The organism is Pseudoalteromonas sp. SR43-7 (assembly GCF_014163785.1).
Classification (GTDB): domain Bacteria; phylum Pseudomonadota; class Gammaproteobacteria; order Enterobacterales; family Alteromonadaceae; genus Pseudoalteromonas; species Pseudoalteromonas distincta.
The window spans coordinates 130,400-149,320 of record NZ_JACJDY010000011.1 but is presented as its reverse complement, the minus strand read 5'-3'; the positions used below and the strand labels follow the sequence as shown (position 1 = coordinate 149,320).

16 protein-coding genes are annotated in these 18,921 nt (G+C 39.3%); 5 read left to right on the top strand and 11 right to left on the bottom strand.

Annotated features, from left to right (window positions below):
• Nucleotides 1-202: 202 nt before the first annotated feature.
• Nucleotides 203-1,675 carry a sucrose phosphorylase gene (gtfA, locus tag H5087_RS10540; protein WP_182671996.1) on the bottom strand — a complete coding sequence of 491 codons (1,473 nt, stop codon included), beginning with the start codon at nt 1,673-1,675 and terminating at the stop codon, nt 203-205.
• A gap of 176 nt (nt 1,676-1,851) precedes the next feature.
• Between gtfA and H5087_RS10535 the strand changes: the two genes are divergently transcribed.
• From H5087_RS10535 to H5087_RS10525, 3 genes are all read left to right on the top strand, one after another.
• The gene (locus H5087_RS10535) at nt 1,852-3,078 is read left to right on the top strand and encodes a sugar MFS transporter (RefSeq protein WP_182671995.1); all 1,227 of its coding nucleotides are present in this window, start codon (nt 1,852-1,854) and stop codon (nt 3,076-3,078) included.
• 171 nt (nt 3,079-3,249) lie between these two features.
• On the top strand, nt 3,250-5,646 hold the full coding sequence (locus tag H5087_RS10530; RefSeq protein WP_182671994.1) for a TonB-dependent siderophore receptor: 2,397 nt from the start codon (nt 3,250-3,252) through the stop codon (nt 5,644-5,646).
• 113 nt (nt 5,647-5,759) lie between these two features.
• Nucleotides 5,760-6,707: a carbohydrate kinase gene (locus tag H5087_RS10525; protein ID WP_039488389.1), complete on the top strand. Its 948-nt coding sequence runs from the start codon at nt 5,760-5,762 to the stop codon at nt 6,705-6,707.
• Between the two features lie 45 nt (nt 6,708-6,752).
• On the opposite strand, the gene H5087_RS10520 is transcribed toward H5087_RS10525, so the two are convergent.
• From H5087_RS10520 to H5087_RS10510, 3 genes are all read right to left on the bottom strand, one after another.
• Nucleotides 6,753-7,142 (bottom strand): nuclear transport factor 2 family protein, encoded by a 390-nt coding sequence (locus H5087_RS10520; RefSeq protein WP_182671993.1) that lies wholly within the window; start codon nt 7,140-7,142, stop codon nt 6,753-6,755.
• Nucleotides 7,143-7,224: 82 nt separating this feature from the next.
• A complete protein-coding gene (locus tag H5087_RS10515) occupies nt 7,225-7,875 on the bottom strand; it encodes a DsbA family protein (RefSeq protein ID WP_182671992.1) in 651 nt (216 codons plus the stop codon).
• A 40-nt stretch (nt 7,876-7,915) separates the two neighbouring features.
• On the bottom strand, nt 7,916-8,794 hold the full coding sequence (locus H5087_RS10510) for an MBL fold metallo-hydrolase (RefSeq protein WP_182671991.1): 879 nt from the start codon (nt 8,792-8,794) through the stop codon (nt 7,916-7,918).
• Between the two features lie 119 nt (nt 8,795-8,913).
• Here H5087_RS10510 and H5087_RS10505 point away from each other — a divergent pair, with 119 nt between their 5' ends.
• Complete coding sequence (locus H5087_RS10505; protein ID WP_138490298.1) at nt 8,914-9,801, top strand: LysR family transcriptional regulator; 888 nt, start codon at nt 8,914-8,916, stop codon at nt 9,799-9,801.
• A 95-nt stretch (nt 9,802-9,896) separates the two neighbouring features.
• Here H5087_RS10505 and H5087_RS10500 read toward each other — a convergent pair whose 3' ends face one another.
• The 3 genes from H5087_RS10500 to H5087_RS10490 all read right to left on the bottom strand — a co-directional run bounded on the left by H5087_RS10500 (nt 9,897) and on the right by H5087_RS10490 (nt 11,738).
• Entirely contained in the window at nt 9,897-10,277 is a 381-nt protein-coding gene (locus H5087_RS10500; protein ID WP_002960091.1) for an STAS/SEC14 domain-containing protein, read from the bottom strand.
• A gap of 98 nt (nt 10,278-10,375) precedes the next feature.
• A complete protein-coding gene (locus tag H5087_RS10495) occupies nt 10,376-11,068 on the bottom strand; it encodes a cupin domain-containing protein (RefSeq protein WP_182671990.1) in 693 nt (230 codons plus the stop codon).
• 49 nt (nt 11,069-11,117) lie between these two features.
• Nucleotides 11,118-11,738 (bottom strand): glutathione S-transferase family protein, encoded by a 621-nt coding sequence (locus H5087_RS10490; protein WP_182671989.1) that lies wholly within the window; start codon nt 11,736-11,738, stop codon nt 11,118-11,120.
• 389 nt (nt 11,739-12,127) lie between these two features.
• Here H5087_RS10490 and H5087_RS10485 point away from each other — a divergent pair, with 389 nt between their 5' ends.
• Nucleotides 12,128-12,646 carry a TetR/AcrR family transcriptional regulator gene (locus H5087_RS10485; RefSeq protein ID WP_182671988.1) on the top strand — a complete coding sequence of 173 codons (519 nt, stop codon included), beginning with the start codon at nt 12,128-12,130 and terminating at the stop codon, nt 12,644-12,646.
• Nucleotides 12,647-12,733: 87 nt separating this feature from the next.
• Here H5087_RS10485 and H5087_RS10480 read toward each other — a convergent pair whose 3' ends face one another.
• The 4 genes from H5087_RS10480 to H5087_RS10465 all read right to left on the bottom strand — a co-directional run bounded on the left by H5087_RS10480 (nt 12,734) and on the right by H5087_RS10465 (nt 18,688).
• Entirely contained in the window at nt 12,734-14,203 is a 1,470-nt protein-coding gene (locus H5087_RS10480) for a carbon starvation protein A (RefSeq protein ID WP_004334688.1), read from the bottom strand.
• 259 nt (nt 14,204-14,462) lie between these two features.
• Entirely contained in the window at nt 14,463-15,380 is a 918-nt protein-coding gene (locus H5087_RS10475; RefSeq protein WP_182671987.1) for a carbohydrate kinase, read from the bottom strand.
• Between the two features lie 2 nt (nt 15,381-15,382).
• Entirely contained in the window at nt 15,383-16,906 is a 1,524-nt protein-coding gene (locus tag H5087_RS10470; RefSeq protein WP_182671986.1) for a mannitol dehydrogenase family protein, read from the bottom strand.
• Nucleotides 16,907-16,966: 60 nt separating this feature from the next.
• Nucleotides 16,967-18,688, bottom strand: a complete 1,722-nt coding sequence (locus H5087_RS10465) for a cytosine permease (RefSeq protein WP_182671985.1) — start codon at nt 18,686-18,688, stop codon at nt 16,967-16,969.
• Nucleotides 18,689-18,921 lie beyond the last annotated feature (233 nt).

Genomic DNA, 18,921 nt, shown 5'->3' with positions numbered 1-18,921 from the left:
CTACAGCGTGAACAACTTGTAATTTAAAGCCTAATGAATAATCTCGTTGTGTTCGTTTGAGCGGTGTATTATTTGACTTGGTCATAATAAATCCTAAATGTGTAAACACATTTCAGGACGAGACAGTTTTATGTGTTAAAAAGCCAAGCTTAAGTAGCTTGGCTTTTGCTTTTCATGACGTTTGTAAATTACTCTTTTAACATTAAGCTAAAAATGAATTTAAGTTAATCGTTGTTTCTTCATCACCGTTTACTTGCGTAATAAGTGCATGGCGTAATTTAAAATCAACAGTAAGTGAAATAGTTTGCTCATCTAGTTGCCACGATAAACAACACATACTGCCTTCACCTTGGGCGCTAAATTCACCTGCAAATGCAGGGTGTGAATTGCGAATTTTAATTAATTCAATTAAACCTTTTACTACAGGCTTATTTAAGGCCTTGTCGATTATATTTGCATCTAAATATGGGCGGTTAATATCACGGCCTACATTTGTATTTGTCAGTAACTCCATGTCGTTTTCGCAAGCAAATAAGCCGCCGTAATATACTTGTGGTACACCTGGTGCAAAAAATTGAATTGCACGCGACAGTAAGTAATCAAAGTCTTTAGCGCCTAATGCGTTGTAGTACGTACAGTTAACTTGATATAAGTCGACATTACTCGCCGCAGCGCCCGTAGCTTGGCGGCTTTGGTTGTTGCTGTTAGCGTGCATAGTTTCTACTAGGTTATCAATCTGCTGTGCATTTAATAGCCCTGGTTTGTCGCCCATTGGACCTGCGTCAATAATGCCAATACCGTCGTGTGTATCAAGTACGGTTAAGCAATTACGTGGCGAAATTTGTAACCATTTGAGTAGTGCATCTACATCGTTGTTAAATAAGCTGTGTAAAATAAGCGGTGGTAACGCAAAGTCGTAAACCATATTTACGCGTTTTGCCACTTCTACCTGAGTTTGATAATGGCTATGAATTTCTGCAATGGTTTCCATGCCTAAATCGTTTGCTTGCTTAGATAAGTTATCTAGGTAGCCAAACGTTTCATCAAGCATAAAGCAGTTAGTGCCAGCTTGCTTAATGGCGTAACCCGCCGCATCTAAACGAATAATATTTACATTGTTAGCCGAAAATTTAGTAAGTACGTTATTTAAATACGCAACACCGGCTTCTACTTTTACGTTTATATCAATTTGGTTATCGGTAAAAGTGGTCCAAAAATCATACGTTTGGCCGTCGCCGCACTGCATTGGCGTAAAGCAACTACCTGGGCGTGGGCGGTAAATTGCTTTTTGCTCAGCTTCGCTCATACCATTTGGGAATACATCATCTTTGGTTAAAAACAAATCCCAAAATTCTGATTGCTTACCTTTAGCTAATACATCTTGAAACTGAAAAGACTGCGCCGATACATGGTTAACAATTAGATCAGCCATTAAGTCGAGATCTTTACCTAATACTTGTATGTCTTCCCAAGTGCCTATTCTAGAATCAACTTCACTATGATCAATAGGGTCAAAGCCAGCATCGCTGCCATCAATAGGATTGTAAAATGGCAATAAGTGCACACCACCAAATACGCCTTTTAAAGGGCCCTTTAAAAGTGTGGTTAGCGCGCCTATATTTTGGCCAGTGATTCGATCAGCATATGTGATCAATTGAACTTTATTCTTCATCATTGTGTGATTACCATGTTGAAACTTAATCGATTAAGATATATCTTTAACTAGCGAGTAAGAATTTACAAGTAATTTTTAATAATTTTACATACAAATTTCGTGTCTCACGTAATACTACAGTAAGCAACTGACTGACTTACGAAGTATTAATAGAGAATTTAACGAGGAATAAACACATGATAAAATCACACACACACGTAAGCAGCGACCCACTGCAACAAATACGCTGGCTTACATACATGATGTTTTTTATGTTTGCCATGACCTCTGACGCAGTCGGCATGATAATCCCCGAACTTATAAAAGATTTCGGTTTGAGCATGACTCAAGCTAGTGCATTTCATTACGCTCCCATGGCATTAATAGCCTTTAGTGGATTATTTTTAGGTTTTTTAGCTGACAGCCTTGGCCGTAAACAAACCATTATGCTAGGTCTATTAATATTTTCTGCGAGTTGTTTTTTATTTGCATTTAGCACCAGTTTTACCTTCTTTTTAGTATTGCTTTGCTGCATAGGCCTGGCCATTGGTTTATTTAAAACCGGCGCACTGGCATTGCTTGGCGATATTTCACATAGTAACGACGACCATACTAAAACCATGAACAAGGTTGAGGGCTTTTTTGGCATTGGCGCTATTGTAGGCCCTGCCCTAGTTGGTGTTTTATTAGTGCAAAACGTTAGTTGGACATACCTGTATATTACTGCGGGCGTAATGTGTTTAATCCTTGCTTTATTAGCATGGCGCGCAGACTACCCTGACGTAGTTAAAACAACAGAAAAGCCAGCCTCTTTGGCCACCACCATGAAAATGGTAAAAAACCCTTATGCACTTGGCTTTTCTTTAGCTATTGCACTTTATGTAGCGACTGAAGTGGCTATTTATGTATGGATGCCAACGCTATTAAAGGACTACACAGGCTCTTGGCCACTCCTTGCCACTTATGCACTTACTATATTTTTTATACTACGTGCTGCAGGTCGTTTTATTGCCGTATGGTTACTAAACCGTTATAGCTGGCAAGGTGTTATGGCTTATTTAAGCTTAGGTATTGCGCTTTGTTATGTGGGTACACTTATTGGTGGCGTTGACTGGGCTGTAGGGTTACTACCTCTTTCAGGTTTATTTATGTCTATGGTTTACCCAACTTTAAACTCTAAAGGTATATCGTGTTTTCCTGCTGAGCGCCATGGAGCCGTAGCCGGCGTTATATTATTTTTTACCGCATTATCGGCTGCTTTAGCTCCTTTATTTATGGGTATGATCAGCGATTACTTTGGCCATGTGCGCTATGGCTTTTACTTAGCAACAGGGTTTGCCGTGATTTTATTTGTAGCTATGTTGTTCAATTATTTACGCGACCCATCAATGAGTGCTTTACAAGAAAATAACCCAACAGCTTAATAAATTTGTATCTCAATACAATAAAAAACACTTTTAAAATCAATATATGAATAATAAAAGAGCAAATTAAACACAAAATAATTTGCTTATTGTAAAATATTTGTTATTTTTACTTAATCGATTAAGTGAAAATAACAAATCCTACTGGGTTTAACACAACGAGGCGTTCACATGACTACACACAATACACCTTTATATTTAATCAGCGCTTTAGCACTTGCCGTAAGTCAAGGCCTTAACGCACAAGAAACAGACCAAGCAACACCTGAAGCATCACAAAACAAAGGTCTTGAAACAATAGTTGTAACCGGCGTACCACGCCGAACAACAATCATGGCTTCAAGCGTATCAGTTAGTAGCGTATCACTTGAACAAGTTCAGGTGTCTACTCCTCGCTCAACAGCCGAGGCTTTTAGAATCATCCCTGGTATTCGTGCAGAATCGACAGGTGGCGAAGGTAATGCAAATATTGCTGTTCGTGGCCTGCCAGTTGCTTCGGGCGGTGCAAAATTTTTACAATTACAAGAAGATGGTTTACCTGTACTGCAATACGGTGATATCGCTTTTGGTAATTCAGATATTTTTATGCGATTAGATAACACTGTGCAAACTATCGAATCGATTCGTGGTGGCTCAGCATCTACTGCAGCAAGTAATGCACCTGGTGGCATTATTAACTTTATCTCTAAAAATGGCGAAAACGAATCTGGCAGTGTATCTACAACACTTGGCTTAGATTACGACAGCGTTCGTACAGACTTTGAATACGGCACTTATTTAACCGATAGCGTGCGTTTTCATGTTGGTGGCTTTGTTAGACAAGGCGAAGGCCCGCGCGAAACAGGTTACACGTCTAATAAAGGTGGCCAAATAAAAGCTAACCTTACAAAAGATTTCGACAACGGTTACGTGCGCCTTTATTACAAACACTTAGACGATAAGAGTGTTGGCTACCTTCCTATGCCAATGTACTCAAATGGTGACTCTATTGCTGGCTTTGATGCGCAATCAGACACACCTCACTCAGCGTTATTTACTAAAACAGTACGTTTAAATGGTGAAAACCAAATCAGCAGCGGCGATATCCGCGATGGTATGAATCCAAAAGTTGACTCTGTTGGTTTTGAAGCTGTATTTGATTTAGATAACGATTGGCGTATCGAAAACCGTTTTCGTAAATCATCAATAAGCGGCAACTTTAACTCGCTTATTCCTGCAGAGGTTGGCAGCGCATCATCTATTGCACAGAGCATTGGTGGTGTAGGAGCAACACTCAGTAACGCAAACACGGGCGCTGCATTTAACGACGACCTCGCTATGCGAATTCATACGTTTGACGTAACAATGAACGACTTCGATTCATTAGTTAACGACTTTAAACTAACTAAATCGTTTGATGATGACACCAGCATTACCTTTGGTTATTACGCGTCAACTCAAAACATTGCTATGTCGTGGTTATGGAATTCATACCTTATGGAGCTTAAAGGCGACAATGCAGCATTATTAAATGTTACTGCAGCTGACGGTACTGAATTTTCAGAAAATGGTTTATATGCGTATGGCACACCTTACTGGGGAAACTGTTGCCAACGTGATTACGACACAGAGTACGACACCCGTGCACCATACGTTGCATTCTCTACTAAATTAGGCGACGTAAGCATTGATGCAAGTGCCCGTTACGACAGTGGCGAAGCTCGCGGTAACTATGCAGGTGCCGTAACATCAACTGTAGATATGAACCGCGACGGTGAAATATCAATCCCTGAGCAAAACGTTGCTGGAATTGATACAGCAAACGCAAGTCCAGTAAACTACGACTGGAACTATTCTTCTTATTCAATTGGTGCTAATTATCAAATTGATCCAAGCCTTGCTACGTTTGCACGTATTAGTAAAGGTGGGCGTGCAAATGCTGACCGTCTTTTATTTGGTAAAGTACGCGCCGACGGCTCTGTTGCAAAAGAAGACGCTGTTGATGAAGTAAACCAGTTTGAGTTTGGTGTTAAAAAGCGCTTTGATTCATTATCAGTGTTTGCTACTGCGTTTTTTGCCGAAACTGAAGAGCAAAATTTTGAAGCAACATCACAAACGTTTTTTGACCGTGAATACGAAGCAAAAGGGATTGAAATAGAATCTACTTACTTTATTGATGCATGGGATTTTCGCGGTAATTTAACCTGGACCGATGCAGAAATAGCAAAAGATGCGCTTAACCCAGATGTTGTAGGTAATACGCCACGTCGTCAAGCCGATTTAATTTACTCATTAATGGCACGTTACAACTATGAAAAAGGCGCTGCAGGGGTAAGTTTCATTGGTACTACCGATGCATACGCTCAAGATAATAACGATCTACAATTTGACGGCTACACACAGGTAAATGGCTTTGTAAGCTATGACTTATCTGAAAACCTTAATATTGCGCTTAATGTGAATAACCTCTTCGATACAGTAGGTATTACAGAAGCAGAAGAAGGTTCAGTACCTGAAAATAACATTATTCGTGCCCGTACTATTAACGGCCGCACAACGTCGGTAACTTTAAAATACGCTTTTAACTAAATGTGTGTATTGCGCTGCGGTGAGTAGTCACTGTAGCGCCTTTTAAAGTATGAATAAATAACACCCTTCACGTTTTTTAGCCTAGCCTTGCTAGGCTTTTTAGGATATTCCAAATGACTAAACTCCTGTGCTTAGGCGAGCTATTAATTGATATGCTGCCACAAGATGCTAATAACTCAGCCTATTTACCTATACCAGGTGGCGCGCCTGCCAATGTAGCTGTTGGCTACGCAAAACTCGGCGCAGAGGCTGCATTTTGTGGTGGTAAAGGGGACGATCATTTTGCCAATCAATTAAGTAATGCATTAGCGCAATACAATGTAAATACAGACTATTTATTTACCATTGCAGGCTCACAAACCGCCATGGTTATAGTAAGCCTTGATGAAACCGGCGAGCGTAGTTTTGGCTTTTATCGCCATAATACAGCCGATGTACTATTAACCCAGGCGCATTTAGCGCATATAAATTGGCAAGAAATAAGCACACTACACTTTTGTTCAAACACATTAACCGAATCAGCAATTGCCAACACAACGGTTAAAGCGCTAGAACTTGCAAAAGCGAATAATAAGCTCGTCAGTTTTGATGTAAATTTACGCTACAGCTTGTGGGAAAACACAAACGATATAGCAAGCAATGTAAAAGCCTGTTACACCTATTGTGACATAGTAAAACTCTCGCGTGATGAACTTAATTTTTTAGCCCAGCATAGCGATACAACGAGCGATGATTACATTCAAATGCTATTAAATACCGGAGTTAAACTGGTGTTTTTAACCGATGGGCCAGAGCCTGCCACGGTTTACCACAGCGCATTTACACTTAACGAATCGGCACCAAAAATAAACGCCGTAGATACAACAAGCGCAGGTGATGCATTTATAGCGGGGGTTTTATACTACTTAAATAACTTAGGAAGTGATTTACCACTAGCAGATAAACTAAATGATAAAGCGAGCGTAAAAGGCGCCCTGCACTTTGCTCTTAAATGTGGCTCTAAAGCGTGTTTAGCTAAAGGGGCATTTCCGGCATTACCTGTGCTGGCTGATGTACTTTAATAGACCTAATGTTTTTTAAGTTCAAATATATGCAGTAACGCGTTGTTACTGCATAGCATCAAATACCATTTTACTATCCACTATTTGTTCAAAGTGCGTTATTTTTTTATTTTTAAGCTGCCAAATATGCGCGACCCTAGCTTGCATTTTTTTACCCGTTTTAATATAAGTACCAGAGTACGTGCCATACACTACAACAGTATCATCTTGGGATAAGTAGTTTTGTGGCGTAAACGTGTAGTTATACCACTCGCTTGCAAGCTTTTGAAAAACATGTTCAGTAATGTCATTCATACCATGGTATGTACCAGCATAAGCAAAACCGTCAGCCTCTTTCCAAGTAATAGTATCACTTGCATGAGCAACTAAATTTTGCCCATTCTCTTGTGATGTTTTGCCTTCATACGTACTTTTAATTATGTCTATGTTGTTCATTTTTGCACACCCTTGCACTATAAAAAGGAAGCTCAATAAAGCTGTAATATAAACAGCTTTATTATTTAGAAATTTCATCACACTATACTAGCGCAACTGATTGCTGTAAGTAGGTAACCCACTGCTCAGTTTTTCCATAATAATGGGCTATATCGGCTTTTTGCCACTTACCTGTGTTAAATTCAAATGCTGCACTAGGAAAACCTTGCCCATGAATATTGTGCAATAAGCCTCGGCTTTGTGCTATATGTTGATCTGTTGCATCGCCTTCTAGCGCATTAAAGTGGGTTTCAAATAAGGCCTTGTTTAAACCCAGCTCCAATGCAATATCAGTCAGTACATGCAGCTGCATAATGTTTTTACCCTGAGCATAATAAGCATGTTGAATACTATTAAGCATTTCCCCACCTGATATACCAAGCTCTTGCGCTGCCAATATAGCGGTAATAGCCGGAGCCGAGTTAAGTATAATATCGTTGGTTTTTAAAAGCCCATCAGTATAGTTACTACCAAATACCTGACCGGTTTTCTTCGCTATGACACTATCGTTTTTAAGTGCAAATTCACGCCATGCAGGAGTCACAGGTTTGACATTATCACCTGTTAGCATACCTCCACTGTGTACTTTTACAATTAAACCATCAATATTTTCAGCAGCGGTGATCAAGGGCACGCTGCCGTAAGTCCAACCACATAAAGGGTCAACAATTATATGTAACGTTACGTTTTTCATTAATATTTCCTATCTAAATAATTGCTTAACGCAAGGGCACTTAGTGCCATTGCATCTCACCCATAACCACTTTTGAGCCCAACTCTAAGATGCTTCTTGCACCTAAATCAGGGTAAGCTTGAGTCATTATCTCTACAAATTCAGTTGAGTTTTTTGCATTTTTTGCAGCGCTATCCGCTTTATTTAAGTATCCTTTCATGAATGACACACCAGAAAGGTCTTGTTTACTGCCCTGTAAAAAATGACCTGGAATAACAGTCTGTGGTTTTAAATTCTCGATGTTATCTAATGTTGACTGCCAAGTTTGACGCTCTGCAGCAGTGCTCGAATCGGCCAACCACACATGCATTTGATCAAATACTACAACCCCACCCAGCACTGTTTTTATAGAAGGGATCCAAAGGTAAGTATGCTTTGGATCATGCTGTAAATTTTTAATAATAATTTCTTTCCCATCTATAGTTAGGCTATTTGATAGCATTACTTCTGGCAAAATAAGTTCTTTAGGTGCATTGCTCTTTAAAATAGGCCCCCAATAATTTAACTTTCCTTGCATTGAGCGTTTAATATTCTCTACTGTTGATTTAGTCGCTAATAACTTTGCTTTTGGAAAAGCAGCTTTAATTACATCTAAACCAAAGTAAAAATCAGGGTCGCTGTGACTAATATAAACAGCTGTTAATGTTTTACCGCTCGCTTTTATTTTTTCAACCAATGCTTGTGCATCATTACGCTGAAATTGGGCATCCACTAATAACACTTCGTTATCACCACTTATAATGCTTGATGAAACAGCAAAAATACTTTTGTCTTGTGGGTTATATACATCAACATCTAATTCACTTTGCGCTAATACCGGTTGCATTAATGTGCTTGCTAATAAAGCTGTTGCTGCTAATACGTGTTTAACTTTTTTCATTCTCAGTAGCCTGTTTGTTATTTCGTTAAGATGAGGCTATTGTATGTTGCAATTTAAGAATGAAAAACTAGGCAGAATGCAACTATCTGTTGCATAAATCGAACATATAGGCAAAGTGAATGGATAGAATTATTGCAGCTGATGTATTTATAAAAATTGTAGAGCAGAAAAGTCTAGCCGGTGCTGCCCGTGCTTTAGATATGTCTAGATCTATGGTTACACGGTATTTGAATCAAATGGAAAAGTGGGCAAATACCCAACTACTCCATCGGTCAACAAGAAAAATAACACTCACGTCAGAGGGTGAAAAAGTACTTAATCATAGCCGAGAGCTCATTGCCATCGCCCAAAACATCAGTGCGCCAATAGAAAGTAATAACAGATTAAACGGGCAAATTAGGTTGTCGTGCTCGCCTTTTTTAGCACATGATGTACTACCAGATATGTTGCAACAATTCTTACACGCTCATCCCGAAGTCAGTATTGATGTACAAATTAGTAATCACGTTACAAATTTGGTAGAAGAGCGAATAGATTTAGCAATTAGAATTACCAATGACTTAGATCCTAATATAATTGCTCGCCCACTTGGGAAATGCCATTCAGTATTATGTGCAAGCCCAGAATATTTAGAAAAAAACTCTAAGCCTATAACTACGGATGATTTGAGTCGCCATAACTGTTTAAACTATTCACGGTTTGAAAAAAGTATGTGGCATTTTTCACACCCTGAAAAACCCGTATCTGTAGCGATTGCTGGTAACTTCAGTGCTAATGATTCGAGCTTACTGTTAAAAGCTGCTCTTAATAATCAAGGAATAACTCTACAACCTAAGTTTGCTGCGCAGAAATATATAAATAATGGAAAGTTAATACATTTACTACCACACCTTAAACCACAAACTTTGAGCATATACGGTATTTACCGCTCCAGGAAACATCAGTCTCTTGCACTTCGTTCATTTATTGATAGCTTAGTAACGTATTTTGATAAGATTGATACTTAACAATAAGCGAAAACTATTAAACGTTCGCTATAAGTCCTTTATTTGAGAGTTGAAATAGCGCTTTGTAAGCGCTATTTTTTGAAAGAAGGGATTTATTATTCGTCTAACCAATCTATGGCAGCGGTAGCATTTTCAAAGTATTGAACCTCACCCGATATAAACCAGTTACCTATTTTTGCCATTCGAGCTTGCCACTCTTTATTACCGTATATAGCTACTTTTTTAAATTCTTTAGAGTGTTTAACACCTAACTTTAAGTCATCCCAGGCTGCGCGTAGCTCCCAACCTTCAAGTTCACTACCGTCTATTAATGCATTCACCACTGGGTGCTTAACTTCGCCAAGAGCTGAGTTTATCATTGGGGTAATTATTTTGTAGTCGTCGTGAGTAAGCGTACCAACGGCTTTAAGTTTTAAAAAAAACTCTCTTCCTGCTCGTTCAAGACCAATAGATAAACCATGTGTTGTGTGTACCATTACTGCTCTCCTTAAATAGGCTGAGTGGTAAAAGTACACCTTCTAAAATTAATTAGTCCTGAACTAAATTAATAAATAATCTCAAATAAACGACTCAATCACGCATTTTGTACGCGAGATATCTGGTTTTCTACATCAGTTAAATGACCCGTTTTAAGCCATACTTTTGCACCATTACTTCCCGCTTTAACGTTAACGGAGCTATTAACAGGCACTCTTAACCAACTTTTTTTTACAAGGGTATCGGCTTGCTCATCAAATGAGCCTTCAAGTACTAGCAACTCAGCTCCACCTTTTGCGCTTATAACCATGCAGGCGTTGGGCTTAAAGTGCAACAAGCTGACCTCTTCAAAGTCGTCTTTGTATAAAGGGGTTACGGCAACATTTTTAAAACTAGGATGCACCGTACTTTGCATCAAGTTTGTTTGCAAACGCACGTGCGTTCGGTCATCTGGTTGAAACTGCCATAACTTTACAAATATAACGCAGCCATTTTCAGACCCCGGCTTATGCTTTGATTGCGGTGGATTACGGATATAAGAACCTGCCGCAAAGTCACCATGCTCATCTTGAAATACCCCTTCAAGCACAACAAACTCTTCACCGCCTGTATGTACATGCGGCGAAAACTCACTGCCAGGTGCATAACGAACAATGGTCGTTGCGCGAGCAACTTCGTCGCCCACTCTATCGAGCGCTCGCCTATCAACGCCCGCCATCGGCGATGCAACCCACGGGAGCGATTCGCTATGTACCACAACTCGTTTACTAAAATCGGCAGCTATTTTCATATTTGGCTCCTAAGCGTAACTTCACTTAAATTTTAAACTAATAACCTAATTAAGCCGCAACACTTGGGCGTTTTGCTACTTTTTCTTGCCATGCAACTAAATGGGTTAACTCATTCGGGATTGCTATTTGTGCAAATCCAGCAAATACCAGCCCAGCATACAATGTAATATCAGCAATACTAAACTGCTCGCCGCCAACAAACGCCGATTGCGCTAGTACATCATTAAAATAGCTAAACCCTTGGCGCGCTTTTTCGCCTTGTTTTTCACCCCAAGCCACATTTTGATATGTTTCAAGCTCAGGTCCTAAGCCATCAGTTGCATGATGAAAGTAAGTTGCCACAGCGTCAAGCACCATAGATTCTGCACGCTTTTGCATCATGTTAATTACTGCACGCTCTTTTGCGGTTTCACCCATTAAAGATGGGCCTTCAAATGCGGTATCAATATACTCAGTAATAGCGGTACTTTCTGATATAAACGTGCCGTCATCTAGCTCTAATACGGGTACACCTGCTAATGGGTTTTTAGCTAAAAAGGCTTTTGTTCTGTGTTCACCATTTAATAAATCAACAGGTACAAAATCAACATTTGAAGTGGCATTTTTTTCAGCTAAAGCGATACGAACACGAAGTGGATTTGGAAAGTTTGCTACATCATAAATTTTCATAGCAATCTCTATCTTTATTGTTTAGAAGTGGATTAACGGCGCGGACTACCTACTGATAGGTAATTTATCATGTTAAACTAAATTTAAGTCAACGTTTAAATTTTTCTGATTTATGGGATTTAACTTAATTCATAATAAAATTAGGGGGTTGCTTAATAGTAAAAACGCTTGTAAATAACTACCTACTGGTCGATAATTTTGTTGTACCATTTGCATTAAATAAGTGATCCATTATTACGCTAAGAAAATAGCGCAATAACAAGGCGAAAATCATGACATGCAGTTGTTCTGTATGAATAATTTTTAACGCAGTTAGTGTGTTATTTAATGCGATACAATGATCATGTTTTTAATAAAACTGGTATTACTGCAGATAGGAAATATTAAAAATGAGTAAAAAAGAAGCTTTATTAAAAGCCGCTGAAAACAAGGTGCGACTTGGCGGGTACAGTAATTTTAGTTTTAGAGAGCTCGCCAGCGAAGTCGGCATTAAAAGCGCCAGTGTGCACTATCACTTTCCGACTAAGGCCGATTTAGGTGCAGAGCTTGCTCATCAATATACTAATTCTTTTTTAGCAGCGTTAGGCGAGCCAAACGAACTTAAAGCAAGCGGTAAAAATCCTATTGATGTGTACACTCAGCTTTTTAGACGTGCATTAGTAACCGATAAAAAAATGTGTTTATGCGGGTTGCTAGGAGCCGAAAGCGATAGCCTTCCAGATAAAGTACGCCTTGAAGTAAAGCGCTTTTTTAATCAAAACCTAACATGGCTTAGCGCTGCACACTTAGCTAATGGTGAGCCTAACCCCGCTCAAGCAGCTATTCAAACAGTAAGCCTGCTTGAGGGCGCTATGATGATAAGCAAAACGCTCGACGATAATAGTTACTTTGAACTTGCAACTCAGTAATACCTAAATTTAGTACACAAAAAAAGCGAGCTATTGATTATCAATAGCTCGCTTTTTTAATGCTTGAAATAACTTATGTGATTATTATTAAACCGCTGTTGGTTTAACTTTATGCTTAGAATGCACAATTGCTAAAACAATTAAGCCAATCACTGTTACTACAGCGCCAATAGGTTTACCTAAATCGCTTGATAAGTTAAGACCAATTGCTGCAGTGCCAATATAAGAAACCGTTACCGCTGTTGCTATAACAGCAGGAACACTGGCAATCCAATGGAATGTACCACGGTCAAACAAGTACTTAGTAGCAAGCCATAATACGCTTGTAGAAAGCAGCATGTTTGAAAATGCAAAGTAGCGCCAAATTAATGAGAAATCGAGCTTCGTCATAAAGTACGCTATAGCAAGTATAGGCACCGCCACTAATAAGCGATTACGTAAACTTTGTGGAATATTAAACGCATCAACAACAGTTAAACGTAGTGAGCGGAACGCTGTATCACCAGAAGTAATTGGGAATACGGCTACTGCAATAATTGCCATTATACCGCCAAATACGCCTAAGTAACTGTTAGCTACATGGTTAACAACTAAGCCTGGACCACCTTGGTCAAGCAATGCTTTTAAGCCCGCGTAACCATCTGGGAACGCTGCAATACCAGCAAGTGCCCATACACAACCTACAATACCTTCACACATCATAGCGCCGTAATAAACTGGACGTACGTATTTTTCGTTAGTTAAACAACGCGCAATAATAGGCGCTTGAGTAGAGTGAAAACCACTAATAGCACCACAGGTAATTGTTATAAATAACAGTGGCCATGTTGGTAATCCATCTGGGTTTGGCTCTAAAAAGTCATGTGCGTGGTCAGCTTCAAAGTAAGCTAAAAAGTCACTTGGTACCGGTAAGTGCGGCGCATTAATAAGTAATGAAATAGCAATTGCCACCGTCATTACAATCATTAGCGCACCAAAAATTGGGTAAAACTTAGTGATAATTTTATCAATTGGTAGCAAGGTCGCTAAAAAGTAATACGCTAAAATAGCAAGTACCCAAAAGGTGTTATTTGCCAGTATTGTACCTTCAAAAAAATCAAGGTTACTTAGCAAACCTGCAGGGCTCATAATAAATACTACACCTACAAAAAACAGTAGCATGGCAGTAAATACAAGCATAAAGCCTTTAAATACGACGTTATAATAATGGCCTGCGATTTCTGGTAGGCTTTTACCGTCTTCTTTTATACTCATTACACCTGAGAAGAAGTCGTGTACAGCGCCACCTAAAACATTACCAAGTACAATCCATACTAGTGCAACGGGTCCGTATAAAGCACCTAAAATCGGGCCAAATATTGGGCCTACGCCAGCAATGTTTAAAAACTGAATTAAAAATGCTCTTACAGGGTGAATAGCTACGTAATCAACACCTTCGCTAAAGCGTTTTTGTGGTGTGTCAGCAGTTGAATCCAAACCGGCTTGTTTTTCAACAAATGGGCTGTAAAACTTATAGCCCAGTATTAAAATAGTGAGGCAGATAAAAAAGATGATCATAAAGCACGTTTCTCTTTTTGTATTTTAGTTATAGAGCGCATTGTGTGTCGCCCCGCCTTTTCAATCCGTGAATAATCGACGAACGATAACAAAGCTTTAACCCTCAAACAATAAGACGTTTAGCTAATACAATAATCGATATAAGCCACTATTTATGCAACCTGCGCACTTAACACTCACTTATCGCCTATGTCTTATTTTAGGCACAAAAAAAGCGGTTAAACTTTTACGTATAACCGCTTTCACACACAATGTTTTTTTAAAGTGGGTTCATAAACTCACTAATTTGTTGATGCGTTAAAGTAGGTGTTGCACCAGAACTTTCGGCGACCATTGCTCCAACGGCACATGCAAAGTCAACGGCATATTGCGCGTCGTCGTTGCTACAAAGCTGATAAATTAACGAACCTAAAAACGAATCGCCTGCGCCAACAGTGTCAATTACACTAATTAAATAACCTGAATTATAAAAATTCTCGCCCTTGATTGTTAATAAAGCACCGTGGCTACCTTTGGTTACACATAAGTAATCGGTATTTGTTTGCTGTGCTATAAACGCTAAATTTTGTTCAAGCGAATGAAACTTACAACCCATCGCTTTTGCAATTTCGTATAGCTCTTCATCGTTTAACTTAATAAAGTCTGCTTTATTCATTAAATCTACAAGTGTTTCTAGCTTGTAATGCGGTGCACGTAGATTTACGTCAAATACTTTAAAGTTTGCTACATCAACGAGTTGATTTAATGTTGCTAAAGACGCTTCGCTTCGCCCAATTAGGCTGCCAAATACAAATACATCGCTACTTTTAACTTTACTAAGTAACTCATCGGTAAGCGCTATATTATCCCACGCAGTATCTGCCACTATTTCATAACTTGCAGAGCCACCACTGGCGAGCGTTACCTCAACCGTGCTAGTTTTTTTGTCACTATTAATAGCAATGTATTCGCAGCTTACGCCTTTGCTAGTAATTTCGCCTAGTAACTCAGCGCCTAACTCGTCGTTACCAACAGCGCTGATCATGTCGGCTTTAATGCCTAGTGAGTTAATACGCACACACATATTAAGTGGCGCGCCACCTAAGCGTTTACCTGAATCAAAACAATCCCACAGCACTTCGCCAAAGCAGCTAACACTTACGTTTTCGCCTGATTTATGATTAATTAAAATGCTCATAATTAGTTACTCTTTTGATCAAGTACAGCCTGCATAATGGCTTTAATTTTACTATTAGGTGCATACAGCGCAGCAACCGACTTTTTATACTCAGCAGTAAACGTTTCGTTATGCTCAAGTTTACCAAACAAGCTCGTTAACTTTAAAAATGCAATCGGGCTAGTTTGAGTCTCTTGCGCGTAAGAATTAAGCTCTTTGTGCATCGCATCTTGAATTTCAAGTTGCTCGCCGTTTTCACTTAAACCTTTATCGCTGTATAAACACCAAGTAGCAATAACAAGCGTTGCCAGTGATACATCTCGACCTTGTACTAGGTTTTCGTTAATTGTGGCAATTAAAAACTTAGGCAATTTAGCTGAGCTTTCACTACAGATACGCGCTAGGCTGTCTTTAATATTAGGATTAGCAAAACGCTCTATTAACGTATCTTTGTAGCTTTCAAGGTCAATGCCTTCAAGTGGTTCAAGATTTGGCGTTACTTCTTTATCCATAAAAGCACGTAGGTATGTGGCAAATAATTCATCTGATACCGTTTCATCAATAGTGCCATAGCCATGGATTGAACCTAATAAACCAAGTACAGAATGACCTGCATTAAGTAAACGTATTTTCATGGTCTCATAAGGCGTTACATCAGTAACAAACTGAGCACCAACAACATCCCAATTTGGACGAGAGTCACTAAATGTGTCCTCTATTACCCATTGTGTAAACGACTCACAGGTAATTGGCCACTCGTCGCTAACACCATATGCATCAACCACGTAATCAATATCACTCTTTTTAGATACCGGTGTAATACGGTCAACCATCGCATTTGGAAACGATACGTTTTGCTCAATCCACTCACTTAGGTCTTTGTCTTGCTCTGTAGCAAAGGCTAAAAGCATTTTGCGTGTTACGTTACCGTTGTGCTGAATGTTATCGCACGACTGTACTGTAAACGCGCCTAGGCCTTGCTCTTTACGAAGTTTTAACGCAGCAGTAATGTAACCAAACGCTGTAATTGGGTCGTTTGGGTTATTAATGTCGTTAATAATATCTGGATTACTGTAATCAAACTCGCCCGTTGCAGGGTTAAAGTTGTAACCGCCTTCAGTAATAGTAAGCGACACAATTTTAGTATCGCTGTGCGCTAGCTTATTAATTACCGCTTGTTTGTCCTCTGGAGCAAACAAAAAGTCGATCATTGAGCCAATTACTTTGTTATCTATTGTACCGTCTGGGTGTCTAACAGTAAGCGTGTAAAGGTAATCTTGCTGCTTTAAAATATCACGCAGACCACGGTTACCCTCTAAAAGGCCAACACCACATATACCCCATTGCTCAGAGCCCGGAGTTTTTAAAAGCTCGTTAACATACACTGCTTGGTGAGCACGATGAAAACCGCCCACACCAATATGTACAATACCGGCTTTAACTGCGCTACGGTCGTAGGTTGGTGTATCAACATGGCTTGGTAATTGAGCCAAGCTTTGTTGGTTTAGCCCTGTAACTAGAGCGTCAGTGTGTTGATGTTGCGTCATGGTGCGACCTTACTAAACAAAAATAAAATATAAATTACGATACTGTATTACGATAAGTAATTACGATGCTGTATTGAGTACTTTATGGCGCTTTAACGACCAGTACGCAGTAACAAAATAAATAACAGTACAAATAAAACAGGCTATTTCGAATTGCGATTTATTAGCGCTGTACATACTCATAGTTTCACTGAAAAACATCACTTGGCTTGCAAATATAAAAATAATAACCAGTGAAACCGTAGAAACCGCGTTAAGTACTTTTGTAAATACAGAGCTGTCAATTACAGGCTTTGGAATGTCTTTAGCCTCAGCTGCTTGATATTCTTTAATATCACGTTGCTCTTGCTTTTCTGCTGCAATTTCTTGTGTGTAATCGTCACCAGCGCCGTATTTTTTAGCTAAAAGCGTGTAAACAACAATGGTGAAAATCCATGTAGGAATAAACAAGTAGTAAAACGACATTACATCAATTGCGTTTAAGCCAAAGCCAAACACAAGTGCTAACGCCCAAGATGCTATAGCCGGTACGCTGCGGGTAATATTTTTATATTTAGCCCAGTAACGTGTTAGGCCAATTTTAGGAAATAACACATGCTCAGCAAACACAATGCCGCCTACTGGTACAACTAATAAGCCTGCGTAAGTAAGTAGCGGAAGCATTTGTGAAAATACAAACGGGAAACACGCAATAATCACAGTTACAACACCTACAATAGCGGTTGTGCGTTCACGTGATTGATTAACAAATATAGATTGTGCTGCAAGGCCTGCACGATAAAGGTTTGCGTTAGCTGTAGTCCAACCAGCAATAATTACAATAACAAAGCCAGTCCAACCTAATGCATGGTATGCAACATCGCCCGGATCAAGTGATGAAATAGTTGTTTTAAGTAATACCGCAACACCTGCGCCCATAATACCGGCAGAGATCCACGCTAAGTAATGACCAAAAAACATACCCACACCAGAAAACAAGCCATAGCTTTTGCGTTTAGCAAATCTAAAAATAGCCATGTCGATTAAACCAAAGTGAGTAATTGAGTTAGCAGCCCATGCAAAGCCAATCACTTCTAATAGGCCAATGCCCTTTTCACCATCGGCGTTGGTGCCTGTCCATATGGAGGAGTCGCCTATGGTCATAAAGTCGCTAAAGCTACTTAAAGAGGTAGAACCTAATACGTGATTTGAAAGCTCAGGGAATAACGCGAACGAGCCTGCAATAAATATAACAAATAACCACGGCGCACACAGCTTTGAAAAGTCAGCAACCGTAGAAAAGCCATACATCGCAACAAATACAACAATGGAGCCAACAGCTAAAACAATGGCTACAAACCAAAAGCTATTTGGATACCAATCAAGTTGCGCAGGTATATCAAACAAAAACCGCACGGCGGTGGAGGATACCGTGATCATCGCGGCCGATATAACACTAAAAATAACCACGTTAGCCCAGTTATAGAGCTTGGTCATTGAGTTACCAGCAATTTTGTTTAAGTAGTTATATAAACTTAAGCGGGTTTCTACTGCAATGGGTGCAGTAATTAGCCACCAAGAACACATTGCTAACAGGTTACCTATTAATAAACCAAGTAGAATGTCGATGGTTGAAGCGCCTAATGCAACAAACGTTGCACCAATAACAAATTCAGTAGCCGCAACATGTTCGCCAGCGTATAGCCCTGCAAAATGCTTCCAGCCGTGAAGCTTATTATTAGCAACAGGAAGTTGCTCTTCGTTTACATCTTTAAATGTTTGTGTGTGTGGACTCGTTGCCATGGTATTTCCTATTGTTAACAGCAAAGCATTTGATACCAATCTGCATAACTATTTGAATAATTTAACGAGTTAAATTACCCCATAACGTCGTTAAAAATTTTATATTTAGAACAACTAGATATAAAAATTTTTGCCTAGTTACAGTGCAATTTTCTTATCGTTAAATAAACCCCATATTCAAGCAGATTGGTATAGAACCTAAATACTTTGCCTTTTATAATTTGGCTTATAAA